At 63.5% G+C, this 16,921-nt stretch carries 18 protein-coding genes and 1 riboswitch; of the genes, 9 read left to right on the top strand and 9 right to left on the bottom strand.

Going from position 1 to position 16,921, the window contains the following annotated elements:
• Positions 1–87: 87 nt before the first annotated feature.
• Both NDI72_RS06965 and NDI72_RS06960 read left to right on the top strand, forming a co-directional pair.
• Entirely contained in the window at positions 88–2,664 is a 2,577-nt protein-coding gene (locus NDI72_RS06965) for a TIGR02302 family protein (protein WP_283800023.1), read from the top strand.
• Positions 2,665–2,755: 91 nt separating this feature from the next.
• On the top strand, positions 2,756–3,109 hold the full coding sequence (locus NDI72_RS06960) for a cupin domain-containing protein (RefSeq protein WP_206546202.1): 354 nt from the start codon (positions 2,756–2,758) through the stop codon (positions 3,107–3,109).
• Positions 3,110–3,172: 63 nt separating this feature from the next.
• Here the strand turns inward: NDI72_RS06960 and NDI72_RS06955 are convergent, their stop codons facing one another.
• The 3 genes from NDI72_RS06955 to NDI72_RS06945 all read right to left on the bottom strand — a co-directional run bounded on the left by NDI72_RS06955 (position 3,173) and on the right by NDI72_RS06945 (position 4,869).
• The gene (locus NDI72_RS06955) at positions 3,173–3,538 is read right to left on the bottom strand and encodes a response regulator (protein WP_283800022.1); all 366 of its coding nucleotides are present in this window, start codon (positions 3,536–3,538) and stop codon (positions 3,173–3,175) included.
• Positions 3,539–3,610: 72 nt separating this feature from the next.
• On the bottom strand, positions 3,611–4,153 hold the full coding sequence (gene hpt, locus NDI72_RS06950; protein WP_113153144.1) for a hypoxanthine phosphoribosyltransferase: 543 nt from the start codon (positions 4,151–4,153) through the stop codon (positions 3,611–3,613).
• Between the two features lie 68 nt (positions 4,154–4,221).
• The gene (locus NDI72_RS06945; protein ID WP_206546200.1) at positions 4,222–4,869 is read right to left on the bottom strand and encodes a hypothetical protein; all 648 of its coding nucleotides are present in this window, start codon (positions 4,867–4,869) and stop codon (positions 4,222–4,224) included.
• A gap of 170 nt (positions 4,870–5,039) precedes the next feature.
• Here NDI72_RS06945 and ftsE point away from each other — a divergent pair, with 170 nt between their 5' ends.
• From ftsE to NDI72_RS06925, 4 genes are all read left to right on the top strand, one after another.
• Positions 5,040–5,699: a cell division ATP-binding protein FtsE gene (ftsE, locus tag NDI72_RS06940; RefSeq protein WP_113153146.1), complete on the top strand. Its 660-nt coding sequence runs from the start codon at positions 5,040–5,042 to the stop codon at positions 5,697–5,699.
• On the top strand, positions 5,692–6,681 hold the full coding sequence (locus NDI72_RS06935; RefSeq protein ID WP_206546199.1) for a cell division protein FtsX: 990 nt from the start codon (positions 5,692–5,694) through the stop codon (positions 6,679–6,681). The genes ftsE and NDI72_RS06935 overlap by 8 nt, the downstream gene beginning before the upstream one ends.
• Positions 6,682–6,762: 81 nt before the next feature.
• Entirely contained in the window at positions 6,763–7,479 is a 717-nt protein-coding gene (locus tag NDI72_RS06930; RefSeq protein ID WP_283800021.1) for a YdcF family protein, read from the top strand.
• A gap of 98 nt (positions 7,480–7,577) precedes the next feature.
• Positions 7,578–8,369, top strand: coding sequence for a lysophospholipid acyltransferase family protein (locus tag NDI72_RS06925; RefSeq protein ID WP_206546197.1), 792 nt, complete (start codon positions 7,578–7,580; stop codon positions 8,367–8,369).
• Positions 8,370–8,384: 15 nt separating this feature from the next.
• Here NDI72_RS06925 and NDI72_RS06920 read toward each other — a convergent pair whose 3' ends face one another.
• Entirely contained in the window at positions 8,385–8,921 is a 537-nt protein-coding gene (locus tag NDI72_RS06920) for a gamma-glutamylcyclotransferase (protein WP_206546196.1), read from the bottom strand.
• Between the two features lie 75 nt (positions 8,922–8,996).
• Between NDI72_RS06920 and NDI72_RS06915 the strand changes: the two genes are divergently transcribed.
• A complete protein-coding gene (locus NDI72_RS06915; RefSeq protein ID WP_283800020.1) occupies positions 8,997–9,992 on the top strand; it encodes a DUF2125 domain-containing protein in 996 nt (331 codons plus the stop codon).
• A gap of 3 nt (positions 9,993–9,995) precedes the next feature.
• Here NDI72_RS06915 and NDI72_RS06910 read toward each other — a convergent pair whose 3' ends face one another.
• Both NDI72_RS06910 and hisC read right to left on the bottom strand, forming a co-directional pair.
• Positions 9,996–10,931, bottom strand: a complete 936-nt coding sequence (locus NDI72_RS06910; RefSeq protein ID WP_283800019.1) for a prephenate/arogenate dehydrogenase family protein — start codon at positions 10,929–10,931, stop codon at positions 9,996–9,998.
• Between the two features lie 3 nt (positions 10,932–10,934).
• Complete coding sequence (gene hisC, locus NDI72_RS06905; protein ID WP_206546194.1) at positions 10,935–12,035, bottom strand: histidinol-phosphate transaminase; 1,101 nt, start codon at positions 12,033–12,035, stop codon at positions 10,935–10,937.
• 117 nt (positions 12,036–12,152) lie between these two features.
• Positions 12,153–12,230, top strand: a riboswitch (SAM riboswitch).
• Positions 12,231–12,306: 76 nt separating this feature from the next.
• Between hisC and metA the strand changes: the two genes are divergently transcribed.
• Positions 12,307–13,242, top strand: coding sequence for a homoserine O-acetyltransferase MetA (gene metA / locus NDI72_RS06900; protein ID WP_283800018.1), 936 nt, complete (start codon positions 12,307–12,309; stop codon positions 13,240–13,242).
• Positions 13,243–13,247: 5 nt separating this feature from the next.
• On the opposite strand, the gene NDI72_RS06895 is transcribed toward metA, so the two are convergent.
• Both NDI72_RS06895 and NDI72_RS06890 read right to left on the bottom strand, forming a co-directional pair.
• Positions 13,248–14,315 carry an NAD(P)H-dependent flavin oxidoreductase gene (locus tag NDI72_RS06895; protein ID WP_113153154.1) on the bottom strand — a complete coding sequence of 356 codons (1,068 nt, stop codon included), beginning with the start codon at positions 14,313–14,315 and terminating at the stop codon, positions 13,248–13,250.
• Between the two features lie 5 nt (positions 14,316–14,320).
• Positions 14,321–15,106 carry a class I SAM-dependent methyltransferase gene (locus NDI72_RS06890; protein WP_206546192.1) on the bottom strand — a complete coding sequence of 262 codons (786 nt, stop codon included), beginning with the start codon at positions 15,104–15,106 and terminating at the stop codon, positions 14,321–14,323.
• Positions 15,107–15,210: 104 nt separating this feature from the next.
• Between NDI72_RS06890 and gloB the strand changes: the two genes are divergently transcribed.
• On the top strand, positions 15,211–15,978 hold the full coding sequence (gene gloB, locus NDI72_RS06885; RefSeq protein WP_283800017.1) for a hydroxyacylglutathione hydrolase: 768 nt from the start codon (positions 15,211–15,213) through the stop codon (positions 15,976–15,978).
• A gap of 35 nt (positions 15,979–16,013) precedes the next feature.
• Here the strand turns inward: gloB and yddG are convergent, their stop codons facing one another.
• Positions 16,014–16,904 (bottom strand): aromatic amino acid exporter YddG, encoded by an 891-nt coding sequence (yddG, locus tag NDI72_RS06880; protein WP_206546190.1) that lies wholly within the window; start codon positions 16,902–16,904, stop codon positions 16,014–16,016.
• Positions 16,905–16,921: the final 17 nt, after the last annotated feature.

The raw sequence follows: 16,921 nt of genomic DNA, 5'->3' as shown, positions 1-16,921 counted from the left end.
GCCTCGCCTTCGCCGCGTTTACTGCTATCCTTCATGATGACAGGGCGTGCGATTCACGCGCGCTGCGGCAATGTGCAGAGAGCGCCTATGGCTGAAACACCGACAGGGCAAACGCACAGGAGCCGGTTCGCGCGCCTCGCGCGCACCCGGTTTGCCATTCGTTCCGTCATGGTGGTGGAACGTCTCTGGCCGCTTGTCCTGCCGCTCATTGTCCTTATCAGCCTGTTCCTGAGCATTTCCTGGCTTGGCCTCTTCAGGCTCATGCCCGACATGGTGCGGACCGCCGTTCTCGGTCTGCTCGGACTTGCAAGCCTCGCCGCACTCTGGCGTCTGCGCGGCTTCCGCCGCCCGCAACCGGCTGAAATCGACCGGCGCATCGAGCGCGTCAATCAGCTTGAGCATGAGCCCGTCGCAACGCAATCGGACCGGCTCGCCGGTAGCCAGAACGAATTTGCCGACGCCTTATGGCGCGAACACCAGAAGCGCATGGCCGGAAGGCTGAACAATCTGCGCGGCGACCTGCCGGAAACCGGCGTGCCGGAAAAAGACCCTTGGGGCCTGCGCGCCGCCGCTGCATTGCTTCTGGTCATTGCGGCAGCCTTCTCCACCGGCCCCTATGGCGGCAGCATTCTGGACGGGTTCCGGGCCAATGGCGGGGCGGAGATTATCCCCCCGCGCATCGACGCCTGGGTCACGCCCCCCAACTACACCCGCCGCGCACCGCTCTACCTGACCGCTGAAGCCAACCGCGAAACCGACCACTTCACCGTGCCGCAGGGCAGCATGCTCGCGCTGCGGGTCACCGGCGGATCGGGCACGGAAACGCTTTCCTTCCTTGGCGTCGATGACGCGGAAACCCTGATCGAGCCGGAAGGCGCGTCGCAGAGCGAAACGCTCTCCTCTGCCGCCACCGCCCGCCGTTTCGCCAGCACGCTTGCCGGCGATGGCAAGCTCATCCTGAAGCGCGACGGACAAGAGATCGAAAGCTGGCTCTTTTCGGTGACGCCGGACAATCCCCCGGCAATCCGCTTTGCCGAAGACCCCAGACGCGCCGTCAATGGCGCGCTGGAACTCTTCTATGAAATCGAGGACGATTACGGGGCTGCCGAAGCCCAGGCGCTGTTCAGGCAGGCCTGGCAGGCGACCGATGCGCGCCCGCTCTATGAAGCGCCCGACCTGGCGCTCACCCTGCCGCGCCGCGATGGCAAGAGCATCGCCGCGAAGACCTCACGCGACCTTACCGAGCACCCGTGGGCCGGCAGTTCGGTGACGATTACGCTGCGCGCGGTCGACGATGCAGGGCAGGAAGCGCTGAGCGAAGCGAAAGTCGTTACCCTGCCGGAGCGCATTTTCACCAATCCGCTGGCCAAGGCGCTGGTGGAGCAGCGACGCATTCTGGCGCTGGACGCCAATGGCAAGCAGCGCGTTCTCGACCTGATGGACGCGGTCATGACATGGCCGGAGAGAACGCTGAGCGATCTCGCCCATTTCCTCGGTGTTTCGGCGGCCCGCTCGCGGCTTGCAACGGCGCAGTCGGACGACCAGCTGCGCAGCGTGGTCGATTATCTCTGGGAGATCGCACTCATCATCGAGGATGGTGACCTCACCGCCGCCGAGAAGCGTTTGCGGCAGGCCCAGGAAGCCCTGAGGCAGGCGCTTGAAGACGGTGCGAGCGACGAGGAAATCGCCCAGCTGATGGACGAATTGCGCAGCGCCATGCAGGAGTTCATGCGCGAACTCGCCGAGCGCGCGCAGCAGAACCCCGATCTGGCGCAACAGATGCCGGAGAACAGCCAGATGCTGAACCAGAGCGATCTGGAGCGCATGCTCGACCAGATCGAGGAACTGGCCAAATCCGGCGCGCGCGATCAGGCGCAGGAACTGCTCTCCCAACTTGAGAACATGATGAACAACCTGCAGGCCGGCCGCTCCCAGCAGGGGCAGCAGGGTGGCCAGCAGTCGGAAATGCGCCAGCAGATGGACGAGCTCGGCAATCTGATGCGCAAGCAGCAGGAGCTGATGAACGAGACCTTCCGCATGGACCAGATGGAACGCGGGCAGCGCGGTCAGGAAGGCCAGCAGGGCGAGCGCGGTCAACAGGGGCAGGAAGGGCAGAACCAGCCCGGTCAGGGCCAGCAGCCCGGACAGGGTCAGGGCATGACGCCTGAAGAATTCGCCGACGCCATGCGCGGCCTGCAACAGGGTCAGGGCATGCTGCGGCAGGATCTGGAAAGCCTGATGGAGGGCCTTGAGGGGCTGGGCATCAAGCCCGGCGAAGGTTTCGGCGAGGCCGGCGAGGCCATGGGCGAAGCCGAAGGCGCGCTTGGCGAGGGCGAAGGCGAGCAGGCCGTGGGCGAACAGGGCCGTGCGCTCGAAGCCCTGCGGCGCGGCGCGCAGGACATGATGAACCAGATGCAGCAGGCCATGCAGGGTGAGCAGGGCGGCGGCGAACAGGGCTATCGGCAGGGCAATAATGGCCGCGATCCGCTTGGGCGTCCGCAGGCGACCACGGGGCCGGATTTCGGCGATTCGGTCGACGTTCCCGACGAGATCGACACCCAGCGCGCGCGCCGCATTCTGGACGCCATCCGCAAGCGCCTCGGCGATGCGCTGAGCCCTGCCCTCGAAAAGGAATATCTCGAACGGCTACTCAACATGCAGTAGCCGACTGCCGGGGCCTTCGCCCGCAGAACAACCCGGACCCGTCACGTTTCGGCATTTTGCGTATTTTCATTTCATGAAGCGGAGGGGTGCGATGAGTGATGCGATAAATCTGGCGGAAAAACTGTCTGCCTTTGACGAAAAATGGTCACCGCGAACCGTGGCCACCTTCAACGGCCATGACGTGATGGTCGTGAAGGTCGAGGGCGAATTCAAATGGCATTCTCACCCCGACACCGACGACTTCTTTCTCGTGCTAAAGGGCGAAATCGACATTCAGCTGCGCGACCGCACCGTCACGCTGAAACCGGGTGAAATGTTCGTCGTGCCGAAAGATGTCGAGCATTGCCCGGTGGCCCGCAAGGAAGCGCATCTCCTCTTGATCGAGCCAACGGGCACACCGAACACCGGCGACGCAGCCACGGCTGCGAAACGCACGGTCATCTGATCGCCCGCCCCCGCCCCCATCCGGAGGCATGGCGGGCAATCTGAACCATTGCAGAAGCGCCGGTCAGGCGGCGAGAACCTCGCCAACCCGCTGGCGCAGTTCGCTCAGCGTGAAGGGCTTGTTCACGACGCCCCTGACGGTGCCTTCAAGCTCCACGGCGCGTTCGCGCTGATCCGCATAGCCGGTCATCAGGAGAAGACGCAGGCCCGGAAAGGCGTTTGCCACGGCCCGCGCCATCTCGATGCCGTCCATGGCCGGCATACGAATGTCCGACAGGACCAGATCGTAATCGCCGGCCGTTTCATTGATTCGCTCAAGCCCTTCCAGCCCGTCACCCGCGGTTTCCACGGTGTGACCGGCAGCGCTCAGCGCGCGGGCGGTAAAATTACGTACGGAGTCGTCGTCTTCGACAATAAGAAGCTTAGCCATGACCTGTTTTCACCCGATCCGATTACCCTTCGGTAAATACGCCAGCCCCCACTTTTCTAAAAATCACTCCGTTCAGGCATCGCCCTTGACGATGCCGACGAAAGGCAGCTCGCGAAACGCGTGCGCCACGTCCATTCCATAGCCCACGACAAAATAGTCGGGGCATTCAAAACCGACAAAATCGGCGTCGATTTCCGTCTGCCGCCGCGAATGCTTGTCGAGCAGCACCGCAACGGACACTGATTTTGCGCCGCGCGACATCATCAGTTCGCTCGTGTGCTTCAGTGTCTTGCCGGATTCCAGAATGTCATCGACCAGAAGGATGTCGCGCCCTTTCACATCGTTGTCGATGTCGCGCAACACCTTGATCTTGCCGCTCTCCGTGCCCGCCCCGTAGCTGGAGATCATGATGAACTCCACTTCCGGCGAGATGCCCACATCGTGCATCGCGCGGATCAGATCGGCTGCGAAAATAAACGATCCCTTGAGAACGGAGATCACCAGAAGGTCGTCATACTCGCGCGAAGCGATGTCCTTGGCGAGTTCCAGATTGCGCCTTGCGATGGTCGAGGCCGAGAACAAAACCTCGATTTCCTTGCCGCGTACAACAGGCATGGGGCGGCGAACTCCTGTAAGGGCGGCCCGAAACGATCTGGTCCGGAACCGGGTATTCAGCAGATGATCTACGACGAACGAAACGTCACAGAAACGGACTTTACACCTTCACTAGGCGCGACCAGCCGACTGGAGAAGGGAAAGCGCGCGCCCGGTCCGAGGTGTTGTTCGTTTGTCCCCAAAAAATAACGCGTTGTCGAGCCGTTTTCGGAGGTAACGTTGATGGAGATTGATGGAATGGCGACAATCTTGCTGCCGCCGTTAAAGGCTGCGCCATCAACGATGAGAAGCGCCTGTGATCCCTGCCGTTCGACGCGCGATGTCACCTCCACCAGACGCAGGGCCTGCGACGGCGTCTCCCGCTGACCGAAATCCATCGCCTGCACCAGGCTGTGCCCGCCAGACACCCAGAACGCGCCGGCGATGAAAAGCGCGCCCACCGCCCAGAACAGCGGGCCTGCCGGCCCGCGCTTCACGCGCCGGTGTGCTGCGCCCGGCTTCAGCATGTCGAGGCCCGAGACGGTTTCACCCGACGGCAGCGCCGCGCGCGGCTTGCGCGCTTCGGTGTTCTCGCCGGGCGCAAGCGTTTCGAAGCCCACATCGACCACATCGCGCCCGGCATCGCGCCCGGCATCGCTTTGGCGCTGCGATCCGCGCGCCCGGTCAGGCATCATGATTTCGCCCGAAAGAGGGCGTGCGCTGTCGGAGTGCCTCATAGCCGGCAGACTATCCTTTCGTGATCCGCCTTTCCGGGCTAAATGGAAATGGTTAATGCTTCGACCTCCCGCATATCAAGCAGGAGTTAACTTGCTATTAACCATGCGCATTGATGGTCTGACAGAATGCGTCCCGGCAACACCCGCCACCCAACGAACGCAGGTTCCTCGTGATTCGATTTGAAAATGTCGGCCATAGATACGGGATGGGTCCGGAGATCCTCCGCGATGTCTCGTTTCATTTGCCGGAGCGATCCTTCCAGTTTCTGAGCGGCCCTTCCGGCGCCGGCAAGACAACGCTCCTGCGCCTGCTTTTCATGTCGCTGAAGCCGACGCGCGGCCTGATCACGATTTTCGGCAAGGACCGCTCCAAGATCACCCGCACGGAGCTGCCGCTCCTGCGCCGCAATATCGGCGTGGTCTTTCAGGACTTTCGCCTGCTGGATCATCTCACCACCTATGAGAATGTGGCGCTGCCGCTGCGCGTTCGCGGGCGCGATGAATCCACCTATCGCAGCGACGTGATCGAACTCCTGAAATGGGTGGGTTTAGGCGAGCGCATGCATGTGCTGCCGCCCATCCTGTCCGGCGGTGAAAAGCAGCGCGCGGCCATCGCCCGCGCGCTCATCGAGCAGCCCCGCATCCTGCTCGCCGACGAACCGACCGGCAATGTGGACCCGCAACTCGCCCGCCGCCTGCTGCGGCTTCTTTTGGAGCTCAACCGGCTCGGCACCGCCGTCGTCATCGCCACCCACGACCTCGGCCTGATGGATCAGGTGGATGCGCGCCGCATGGTGCTTTCGGGCGGAAGGCTGGAAATCTATGACTGAGACGACCCGCCTCCTGAAGAATGTCGGCGCACGCCTGAGTTCGGGCGCGCGCGGCGCGGTGTCGCGCAAGCAGACACCCATCGTGCCGTCGGACAACATTGCCGGCCGCGCCATGGTGCTCGTGATCGCGATCATGACCTTTCTTTCGTGCCTCACCCTGGGCGCGGTGACGCTGGTGCGCGATACCGCCTCCACCTGGCAGACGCAGATCTCCCGCGAAGCGACCATCCAGATCAAACCCGATGAGGGGCTGGACATGGACGCCGCCCTCGCCCAGGCCCGCGACATCGCCGCCGGTTACAATGGCGTTCTCAACGCAAACATCGTCGACGCCGAGGCCACCGCACGCCTGCTCGAACCGTGGCTCGGAACCGGTCTCGACATTGAGAGCCTGCCCGTCCCCCGGCTCGTGATCGTCACCATCGACCCGACAGCGCGGCCCGATTTCGCGGCCATGCGCGCAGAACTGTCGCAAAACGTCGCCAATGCGACGCTGGACGATCACCGCACCTGGGTCGACCGGCTCGTCGCCATGGCGCGCACCACGGTCACCATCGGCATGTCCGCGCTGGCGCTGATGCTTTCGGCCACGGCGCTCACCGTCATCTTCGCCACGCGCGGCGCGATGGCCGGCAATGGACACATCATCGAGGTGCTGCATTTCGTGGGAGCGGAAGCCCCCTTCATCGCCTCGCAATTCCGCCGGCACTTCCTGTTTGCCGGCATGAAAGGCGCTGCCGCCGGCGGCCTTGCCGCCATCCTCGTTTTCATCGGCTTCTACTGGTGGTCATCGCGCAACATGGCCACGCCCGAGGCCGATCAGGCCACGGCCCTGTTCGGCAATTTCGCCATCGGTCCATCCGGCTATATCGGCGTCGGCGCAATCGTGATCGTGATTGCCGTCCTGACAGCGGCAACCACCCATGTGACGGTGCTCTCCTATCTGAAGAATGTCGACACCGCCCATCCCGACACGATGTAGCCGCGATGATGTCCCAATTGACCTGTTCACCGGATGCGTGTCGACTATCCATCGCCGCAATTTGCAGTTAACGATCACCGCATGACACAGGAGCCCCAGCATGGCCTGAAAGGCCAGGGTCACGCACCACGCCGCAGCCGGCGATCCGGCGCGCGTCGCGTGTTCAGGGTGCTTTTGCTGGTGTGCACCATCGGTGTGTTCGTTTTCATCGCAGGCTTCGGTTTATTTGCCGACCATATCGGCCATCTCTCCGTCCCCCGCGACATTGACGATGCAGACGGCATCGTCGTCCTCACCGGCGGCCAGTCGCGCATCGACGCCGCTGTCGAACTCCTGAAAAACGGCAAGGGCAAACGCCTTCTCATCAGCGGCGTCAACCCGATCGCCCGGGCAGACGATCTGCGGATCGCCACCGGCAGCGAGACAGAACTCTTCGAATGCTGCGTCGACATCGACCATGCCGCGCTCGACACGATCGGCAATGCCGAGGAAAGCGCCAAATGGGTGCAGGCCAACGCCTATGACAGCATCATCCTGGTGACCAACAACTACCACATGCCGCGCAGCCTTCTGGAAATGCGCCGCCTTTTGCCCGATGCGCAGGTGCATCCCTATCCCGTGGTCAACACGCCACTCGACAATGGCGCGTGGCTCGCAAAGCCGAACGCGCTGCGCGTGCTCGCCACGGAATACACGAAATATGTCGGTGCATTGGTGCGCGAGGTCGTCCCCCTTCCCCGCATGACATTCCTGAAAAAGACGGCAGAAACCGCCCAGGCCGATCTGCAGGAGAACTGAAATCCACTGGCGCTCGCCCCATGATGCTCTGCCACAGGCGCTTTGCCTCGCTCCCCGGTTGCTGTAAGAGCCTCACAAGAACCTAACGGGCCCTATTCATGCTCCTCATCCGATCAGCCGCCTTCAATGCCGTCTTCTACCTGAACCTCATCGTGCAGATGCTGTTCTGGACACCCATCTTCTTCCTGCTGCCACGCAAGAAGGCGTGGTTCGTGCCGAAGTTCTGGGCCGCCTCAAGCCTGTGGCTGCAACAGGCAATGACCGGCGGGCGCTCGGAGATTTCGGGGCTGGAGAACCTCCCGGACGGTCCCTGCATCATCGCGCCCAAGCATCAGTCCTTCTGGGACACGATTGCCTTTCTGCCGCACATCCCCGATGCGCTCTACATCCTGAAGCGCGAGCTGATGTGGATCCCCTTCTTCGGCTGGTACGTGGCCAAGATGCGCATGATCCCGATCAATCGCGGCAGCCGCACCAAGGCCCTCAAGCAGGCGGTAAAACAGGCCCATGAGCTGATGAAGGAAAATCGCCAGCTCATCATCTATCCCGAAGGCACGCGCCGTCCGCCGGGCGCGGAACCGGCCTATAAATACGGCATTGTCGAGCTCTACGCACAGCTTGGCGTCCCGGTGGTGCCGGTTGCCCATGCGGCCGGCCTGTTCTGGCCCCGGCGCAAGTTCCTGCGCCATCCGGGCGTCATTCGCGCGCGCTTCCTGCCGCCCATCGAACCCGGCCTGTCGCGCGAGGAGTTCCAGAAGCGCCTTGTCGGCGAAACGGAAGCGGCCTGCGATGAAATGCTGGTGGAGGCAGCCACATCGGCCAATCCGCCGCCGCTGCCGGAGACAGCCCGCAAACGCCTTCAGGAGCTGGGCGTCACCGCCGCCTCCTGAAGCCGTGTCCTGCCCCTAGATAGCGCCCTTGCCCGCATTGCCGATGCGGGCAGCCACCGCTTCAAGCCAGTGATCGCGAATGCCCAGCGCCTGCAGGTGCTCGACCGTGTTGCGCACATAGTCGACATTGGGCCCGGATTGCCCGACGGACGCGCTCACCTGCTGCGCCGCGTGGTCGATATCCATGCTGCCGGCATATTGCCCGTGGGCGCGGTCGACCACATAGGTCAAAGCCTCGACCGCCGAACCATCCTCAAGCCGAATGCCCACCCGGCGCTCCAGATAGACATTGGTGACCAGCTCGCGCTCGCGCAGATAGTCCACCACTTCGCGCTGCAATTCTCCCGGCACCCGAAAAGCAAGCCCAAGGCATGAACCGCCACGGTCCAGCCCGAGCACCAGCCCCGGCCGGTCCGGCGTGCCGCGATGCACATGCGAATGGATGCAGAGCGCCCGGCGATAGCCGTGCAGTCTGGCCTTGCGGGTCTCGGTGTGGGCGAAACCCGGCCGCCACATCAGCGATCCGTAGCCAAAGACCCAAAAATCGTCCATATCGCCTGCCCAATGCTTGAAAGGGTGTTGCTGTGTCGTCATCACTGGTGGCGAACGGGTTAACCGGAGGACTTCATGCCGTCAAGAAAACGCACCAAACGCAATACCAGCCGCCGCTTCCTGCTGTTCGCGCTGTTCATTGTGCTGGCCATTCTCGTTTACACCGGCGGCTGGTTCTATGCTGCCGACACGCTGGAGCGCCGCACCATCACGGCCATCGAGGACATCAATCTCGGCCAGCAGAACGTCAATTGCGAGGAACCGACGGCCCGGGGTTATCCCTTCCGCATCGGCCTGTTCTGCCGCAGCGTTTCCTTCGAAAACGCCGAGACCGGCGTCTCCGTGAATGCCGGCGCGTTCCGTTCCGCAGCGCAGGTCTATCAGCCGATGCGCACCGTGGGTGAACTGGATTCGCCCGCGAAAATTACCGCCCCCCATTTCCCGCCGGTTGAAGCGAATTGGGACAATATGCGCCTCAGCGCGCGTCTCACCACCCGCCTGCCGGAGCGCGTTTCGAGCGAGGCCACCAATGTGGTCCTGACGCTGGACGACGATACGCGTCAGCCCATTGCGCGCGCAGACAGCATTCAGACCCACACACGCCAGAACGGCGCGAATGTGGATTTCGCCTTCATCGCGCAAAAGCTCTCGCTCGACCCGGCTCTCACCAGCGGCGCGACCATTCCGGCGCTTGATGGTGAAGTGCTTTTGTCGCTGGATGATGGCGTGGCGCTGTTGGCCAATGCACGAAACGGGCTGCGTGGACGCTCCGGCAATGTGCAGAACCTGCGCCTCAGCGTGGCCGGCACCGAGGCCGGGCTCAGCCTTCAGGGGCCGATCCGGATTGCGGAGAACGGTCTGATTGACGCCGAGCTGCGCGTCACGGTCAACGAGCCGCAGACCATTGCGCGTCTTGCCGGCGATCTTTTCCCCGCACAGCGCGATCAGATCCAAAGCATCACGTCGGGGCTTGCCAATCTCGGCAAGGCGCCGACCCTGCCGGTCAATATCCGCCAGGGCCGTGTCTTTGTCGGTTTCATTCCGCTCGGGCGCGTACCGCCCGTCAGATAAGCCTTACGGCTTTTCGGGATGGGCCAGCGCGTGACGTCCGAAGTCCGGAACGTCGATGTCCTGGCCCGCCTCGATGATGGAGCGACGGATGGCGCGGGTGCGCGTGAACATCTCGAACAGCTTGTCGCCATCGCCCCAGCGGATCGCGCGCTGAAGCGCGGAAAGGTCTTCCGAAAAACGCGCCAGCATCTCCAGAATGGCGTCGCTGTTGTGCAGGCACACATCGCGCCACATGGTCGGGTCTGACGCTGCCAGACGCGTGAAGTCGCGGAAACCGGAGGCCGAATATTTGATGACCTCGGATTTCGTCACCGCTTCCAGATCGTCCGCCGTACCGACAATGTTGTAAGCGATGATGTGCGGCAGGTGCGAAACGATGGCCAGCACCATGTCGTGGTGCTCCGGGTCCATGCTGTCGACCATCGCGCCACAGCCTTCCCAGAAGGCTGACAGACGCGCCAGCGCATCCGCATCCGTGTCCGGCAGCGGCGTCAGAATGCACCAGCGCCCCTCGAACAGATCGGCAAAACCGGCGGCAGGTCCGGAATCCTCCGTACCGGCAATGGGATGGCCGGGAATGAAATGCACAGTGTCCGGCAGATGCGGCTGCATCTGCGCGACAACAGATGCCTTGGTGGAGCCAACGTCGGTCACGATCGCGCCCGACTTCAGCGCCGGCGCAATCGCCTGCGCCACCGCACCCGAAGCGCCAACGGGCACCGAAATGATCACCAGATCGGCATCGCGCACCGCCGCAGCGGCGTCCTGCTCGTAGACATCGCCCAGTTCCAGCTCGCGGGCCTTTTCCAGCGTCTGTTCACTGCGCGTCGAGATGGCGACGGTCGACGCCAGACCGGCATGCCTGATGGCGCGTGCAAGCGACGAGCCAATCAGGCCGATGCCGATCAGCGCGACCTTGTTAAAAAGAGGGTCAGGCACGATTCAGCCTTCCATGAATTCCTTGAGAGCGGCGACGACGCCGCGGTTGGCCTCTTCCGGGCCGACGGTCAGGCGCAGGGCGTTGGGGAAACCATAAGGCACCACACGCCGCAGCACATAACCGCGCGAACCAAGGAAGGCATCGGCCTCCGCAGCCGTCTTGCCGCCATTCTCCGGGAAGTGGATCAGCAGGAAGTTGCAGACACTGGGCGTCACACGCAGACCAAGCTTGCCAAGCTCTTCAACCAGCCAGGCGCTCCAGGTCTCGTTGTGCTCAAGCGCGCGCTGCAGATGCGCCTTGTCGCGGATCGCCGCAGCACCGGCCTCAATGGCCAGCGCATTGACGTTGAAGGGGCCGCGCACGCGGTTCACCGCGTCCACCACGTGAGCCGGCGCATACATCCAGCCGATGCGCAGCGCCGCCATGCCGTGGATCTTCGAGAAGGTGCGCGTCATGACGACATTCTCGCTCGACGACACCAGCTCGATGCCGGCTTCATAGTCGTTGCGGCGCACATATTCCGCATAGGCGGCGTCCAGCACCAGAAGCACATCCTTCGGCAGGCCGGCCTGCAGGCGGCGCACCTCTTCAACCGGAATATAGGTGCCGGTCGGATTGTTCGGGTTGGCCAGGAAAACGATGCGCGTCTTCGGCGTCACCGCCGCAAGGATCGCATCCACGTCGGTGCGCTCATTGTCTTCCTTCACCACCACCGGCTTGCCGCCGGCGGCCAGGATCTGGATGCGGTAAACGAGGAAGCCATGCTCGGTGAAGATGCCTTCATCGCCGGGCTTGATGTAGGTCTGGGCCAGCAGGCCGAGCAGTTCGTCAGAACCATTGGAGCAGAGAATGTTGGCCGGGTTCAGGCCATAGGTCTCGGCAATCGCCTCGCGCAGCGCCGTCGCCGAACCGTCCGGATAGAGCTCCAGATGTCCCATGGCTTTGGAGATCGCCTCAACGGCCGCTGGCGAAGGGCCAAGCGGGGACTCGTTGGAGGAGAGCTTCCACACCTTCATGGCGCCGGGCGCGCTTTCGCGACCGGGTACATAAGCGGCGATATCCATGACACCGGGCTTCGGTTCGGGACGGTCGGACGTGCTCATTGAATGGTCCTGCTCTAGGGAAACGGTTGATGGGAACGCCTGTCTCAGGCGAAAATCCGTCAGATGCTTTAGACCATGACGGCGATTGACGCAAAGAAAACGCCACCTTAAATAATGATCTCCATTCGTGGTGATTTGGCCGGTCGGCTTGCAGCCACGTAAAACAACTCGCTAAAAGGCCGTGCGATGCAAGAATATTGCTGAGACCGGCCGCGATTTCGCTGCCGGTCTTTTTGTTTGGAGCCCGGTCCTTTTTGTTTGGAGCAAAACAATGCCGATCAAGATCCCCGACCAGCTTCCCGCCCGCGACGTGCTCGTGCGTGAAGGTGTGTCCGTGATGGACGAGGAAACAGCGCTGCGGCAGGACGTCCGCCCGCTGCAGATCGGACTGCTCAACCTCATGCCGAACAAGATCCGCACCGAAACGCAGTTCGCCCGCCTCATCGGCGCTTCGCCGCTTCAGGTGGAGCTGACGCTTGTGCGCATCGGCAACCACCGCGCCAAGAACACGTCGGAAGACCACCTCATCTCCTTCTACCAGACCTGGGAAGAAGTGCTCGACCGCAAGTTCGACGGCTTCATCATCACGGGTGCGCCCATCGAGCTTCTGTCGTTCGAAGACGTCACCTACTGGAAGGAACTGGAGAAGATTTTCGACTGGACGCTGACCAACGTCCACTCCTCCTTCTTCATCTGCTGGGGCGCAATGGCCGCCGCATGGCACTTTCACCGCATTCCCAAATACACGCTGGAGAAGAAGGCGTTCGGCGTCTTCCGCCATCGCAACAACGCACCCGCCTCGCCCTTCCTCGCCGGTTTCTCCGACGATTTCGCCATTCCGGTGTCCCGCTGGACCGAAGTGCGCTCCGCCGACATTAAGCCCGAAACGGGCCTGCAGGTGCTGATGGAATCGGATGTAACCGGGCCATGCCTGCTGACGGAGGAGACGGGCAACCGGCTCTACATGTTCAACCACATCGAATATGATTCCACCTCGCTGAAGGAGGAATATGATCGCGATGTGGCTTCGGGAACCGAGGTCGCCGTGCCGCACGGCTATTACCCCGATGATGATCCGAGCCGCCCGCCCTTAAACCGCTGGCGCTCGCACGCGCATCTTCTGTTCGGCAACTGGATCAACCAGGTCTACCAATCAACGCCCTACGATCTGGCGGAGATCGGCGCAGGGCATCAGGCTACGAAATGAAATTGCTAGCCGCGTAGAAGCGCGGCAGCGTCGCGGGCGAGCTTCACCGTGCGTTCGCCCGCCGGCATGGGCGCGGCCAGAGCCGCCGCCTGCCCCGCCCATAAGGGCGAGAAATCGCTCACCCCGGCCTTTTCCGCCGCAGCGCGCAGCGGGCCAATGGCAGCCGTCGCCAGCGGAAACTCCGGCGCATCATCGCTCATCGGTCCCACTTCGCTGACGAAGCGGTTCAAAAGCCCGCGGGCTGGCCTGCCGGTGAACACATTGGTCAGAACCGTGCGGTCGTCCCGCGCCAGCGCCAGCGCATCGCGATGGCCCGCGCCGGTCAGCGCCTCGGGCGATTGCAGATAGGCCGTCCCCACCTGCACTGCGGAAGCTCCCAGCATGAAGCAAGCCGCCACCGCCCGCCCGTCGCAGATGCCACCGGCTGCAATGACCGGAACGGAAACCGCGTCCACCACCTGCGGCACCAGCGCCAGCGTGCCGGGCTGCGTCGCAATCTCCGGCTCCAGAAAGACGCCGCGATGACCGCCGGCTTCCGCGCCCTGCGCGATGATGGCGTCGCAGCCGTTTTCCTCCAGATAGCGCGCCTCGGCCACGGTGGTCGCCGAAGCGATGATCTTCGCCCCCGCTTCGCGCACGCGCGCCATCAGCGCTTCATCCGGCAGGCCGAAGTGAAAGCTCACCACTTCCGGGCGCGTCTCCTCGACGATGACGCAGCTTTCCTCGTTGAAAGGATTGCGCCCGCCACCGGGCGGGGCCGCATCGGGATCGATGCCGAATTCGGAATAAAAAGGCCGCAGACGCTCGCGCCATGCCGCCTCGCGCGCGGGATCGGGTTCAGGCGGCACATGGCAGAAGAAGTTCAGATTGACCGGTCCGTCCGTTCCCTTTCGGATGGCCTCCATCTCGGCGCGTATCTTCTCCGGCGTCAGCATGGCGCAGGGCAGTGAGCCCAGACCGCCGGCGCTGCTCACGGCAATCGCAAGCGCCGATCCGGCAGATCCCGCCATGGGCGCCAGAAGGATCGGCAGTTCGATGCCGAAGAGTTCCGTAACGGATGTGCTCATTGCCATGATGGTTATCCCTTTCCCCCGTTTCGGCTCCCATTGCGCCCCCCAGCGCGACGAAGGCCGCCAACCCGTGTTGCGCCCTGCGGCGAAAGCACCGGAACGAAAACGCGCCGCGAGGCCCGCGCCGCCACCGGCAATCCCTGATAAAGGCGCTTCTCAGCCTCGACCACCAGAACGCCCGAGAAAATCGGCCAGAAGCGCCGCCCGGCCTGCTCCAGAAGCTGATGCAGCCGCAGCATGAAGCGCCGCTCGGATGGCGGGAAGTGCAGCGCGTCCCCCCAGGCCGTGGCGGTGAAATTCGCCTCGCGCAGCGCCTCGGCAAGCTGGGCGCGCGAATAGGGCCGCCCGGTGCCAAACGGCGTGTGCTCGAAACGCGCCCACATGCCACGCCGATTCGGCACGGCAATGATCAGCCGCCCGCCCGGGGCCAGCACACGCCAGATTTCCAGAAGCGCCTGCTGCGGGTTCTCCACATGCTCCAGCGCATGCACCATCAGCACACGGTCGACGGAGGCGTCGGGCAGCGGCAGTTCCTCCTCGAACACCAGAGCGGTGGCGGAGGGTTTGCCCGAGGGCCACGGCACCGCGCCCTGCATGGCCGGCATGAAGGCGAAGGTGCGCTCCGCATCCGCGCCGAAACGGTCGAGCCAGGGCAGCGTGTAGCCGAGACCGACAAACCGCTCGCTGGTGCTTTTCGACCAGATGGCGGAAAGCGCCATGGCGATGGAGCGCTCGGCCAGATGACCGAGCAGGGAGGAATAGAAGGCGCGAAGCGCGACAATGTCCGAAATCATGGCAGGGACGGTACCCCCCTTCCACGACACCGGCAAGAATTGTCGCACCCGGCGTGACAAGCCGCCGCCCCCGCCCTATCGTCCAGCCGACAACGGAGAGATTCATGGCCCTGGAAATCGAACAATTCATCTGTCGCAGCGACAATTTCGGCATTCTGGCCCATGACAGCGAAACCGGCGAAACGGCGCTGATCGACGCGCCGGAAGAACGCGCCATCCTGTCAGCCGTGGAACGCACCGGCTGGCGTCCGACGATGATCCTGACAACCCACCATCACCCCGACCATGTGGAAGCCAATCTCGCGCTCAAGGAGCGTTTCGGCCTGACCATCATCGGCCCGGCGGCAGAAGCCGGACGCATTCCCGGCATCGACAGCACTGTGAAGGAAGGCGACACGGTACGCGTCGGCAAGCAGGCGGTTCGGGTGATCGAAACGCCAGGGCACACGGCGGGGCACGTAAGCTATTACTTCGCCGATTCCGGCGTCGTGTTCACCGCCGACACGCTGTTTGCGCTTGGCTGCGGGCGGCTGTTCGAGTGCAAGCCGCCGGTCATGCTCGCCTCACTCCAGAAGCTTGCCGCCCTGCCGCTTGAGACAACCGTCTATTGCGGCCACGAATATACGGAAACCAATGCGCGCTTCGCCCTGACGGTGGACCCCACCAACCCGGTGCTCAAGGAGCGTGCAAAGGAGATTGCGCGTCTGCGCAGCGAGGGCAGGCCCACCCTGCCAACCACCATCGGCGCGGAGATGGCCACCAATCCATTCCTGCGCGCGCATGATCCGGTGATCCGCCGCAATCTCGGTATGGAAGGCGCGAGCGAAGAGGAAGTCTTCGCCGAAATCAGGAAACGCAAGGACATTTCCTGACCTCACACCACAGGTCCTGACCTCACGCCACGGGATCAGGCCGGCTCACCGGCCTTTTTCCGCGACGGTCTCAGGATCATGTTCTTTGCCGCGAGCACCGCGCCGAAGGTGATCAGCAGACAGGCGGCGATGATGCTGGTGGAGGGTTCCGCCGCGCCGGCTCCAATCAGGATCAGCGTCGAAAGAAGCGGCGCGGCATAGCTCGCCGCGCCCAGAACCTGAATGTTGCCGCGCTTGACCCCGTAATCCCAGGCGTAGAACGCAGCGCCCACCGGCATCAGCCCGAGACCGAGCACGTTCAGCCACTCGCTCGTGGAGCCCGGCCAGACGGTTTCTTCAAGCAGCACATGGCAGAGCGCGGAAAGGATCGCCGTCGCCGCACAGAACCAGGTCACGACGCTCGTCGGCACGGCCTGAAAACGGCGCGACAGGAGCGAATAACCGGACCAGAAAAACGCGCAGGCCCCCGCCGCCGCATAGCCCAGCGCATAGCGGCTCTCGAAGGTGAAGCCCCCGCCCTTGGTGATGATGAGCGCGGTGCCCGCAAGCCCCAGAAGCGCGCCGGCAATGTGATGCCAGCCGAGCCGCTCGCCCGGCATGAGCGCGGAGCCGAGCACGATGAGCAACGGCCAGAGATAGGCGATCAGGCTCGCCTCCACCGCCGGCGCATTGCGCAGGGCGGTGAAATAGAAAAAGTGGTAGCCGAACAGGCCGGCAATGCCGATCAGCCAGACCACGGGCGGAATGGGCGCGGCAGGCGCAGAGGACGGCGCGGCCACCCGCATGACGAGACCGATCAGCGCGGCTACCGAAAAGGCCAGCGCCGACAGGAGAAATGGCGGGACAGCGCCCGACCCGGCTGTAAAAAGCGCCAGAAGCGCCCACATGGCAACAGCGGTAAATCCGATCAGCGTGGCGCGCGCCAAAATCCCCTCCCGGCGCA

Origin of the sequence: Nitratireductor sp. GZWM139 (assembly GCF_030068685.1) — a bacterium.
Lineage (GTDB): Bacteria > Pseudomonadota > Alphaproteobacteria > Rhizobiales > Rhizobiaceae > Nitratireductor > Nitratireductor aquimarinus.
The sequence above is the reverse complement of the archived record's forward strand: the minus strand, read 5'-3'. Positions and strand labels throughout refer to the sequence as shown.

Bases quoted from the DNA above. Each gene is read 5' to 3' on its own strand.
- NDI72_RS06930 (WP_283800021.1), top strand. From the start codon at position 6,763: ATGACACAGGAGCCCCAGCATGGCCTGAAAGGCCAGGGTCACGCACCA.
- NDI72_RS06925 (WP_206546197.1), top strand. From the start codon at position 7,578: ATGCTCCTCATCCGATCAGCCGCCTTCAATGCCGTCTTCTACCTGAAC.
- NDI72_RS06955 (WP_283800022.1), bottom strand. From the start codon at position 3,538: ATGGCTAAGCTTCTTATTGTCGAAGACGACGACTCCGTACGTAATTTT.
- NDI72_RS06935 (WP_206546199.1), top strand. From the start codon at position 5,692: ATGACTGAGACGACCCGCCTCCTGAAGAATGTCGGCGCACGCCTGAGT.
- NDI72_RS06920 (WP_206546196.1), bottom strand. From the start codon at position 8,921: ATGGACGATTTTTGGGTCTTTGGCTACGGATCGCTGATGTGGCGGCCG.
- NDI72_RS06915 (WP_283800020.1), top strand. From the start codon at position 8,997: ATGCCGTCAAGAAAACGCACCAAACGCAATACCAGCCGCCGCTTCCTG.
- hisC (WP_206546194.1), bottom strand. From the start codon at position 12,035: ATGAGCACGTCCGACCGTCCCGAACCGAAGCCCGGTGTCATGGATATC.
- NDI72_RS06890 (WP_206546192.1), bottom strand. From the start codon at position 15,106: ATGATTTCGGACATTGTCGCGCTTCGCGCCTTCTATTCCTCCCTGCTC.
- hpt (WP_113153144.1), bottom strand. From the start codon at position 4,153: ATGCCTGTTGTACGCGGCAAGGAAATCGAGGTTTTGTTCTCGGCCTCG.
- gloB (WP_283800017.1), top strand. From the start codon at position 15,211: ATGGCCCTGGAAATCGAACAATTCATCTGTCGCAGCGACAATTTCGGC.
- metA (WP_283800018.1), top strand. From the start codon at position 12,307: ATGCCGATCAAGATCCCCGACCAGCTTCCCGCCCGCGACGTGCTCGTG.
- NDI72_RS06965 (WP_283800023.1), top strand. From the start codon at position 88: ATGGCTGAAACACCGACAGGGCAAACGCACAGGAGCCGGTTCGCGCGC.
- NDI72_RS06960 (WP_206546202.1), top strand. From the start codon at position 2,756: ATGAGTGATGCGATAAATCTGGCGGAAAAACTGTCTGCCTTTGACGAA.
- NDI72_RS06895 (WP_113153154.1), bottom strand. From the start codon at position 14,315: ATGGCAATGAGCACATCCGTTACGGAACTCTTCGGCATCGAACTGCCG.
- NDI72_RS06945 (WP_206546200.1), bottom strand. From the start codon at position 4,869: ATGAGGCACTCCGACAGCGCACGCCCTCTTTCGGGCGAAATCATGATG.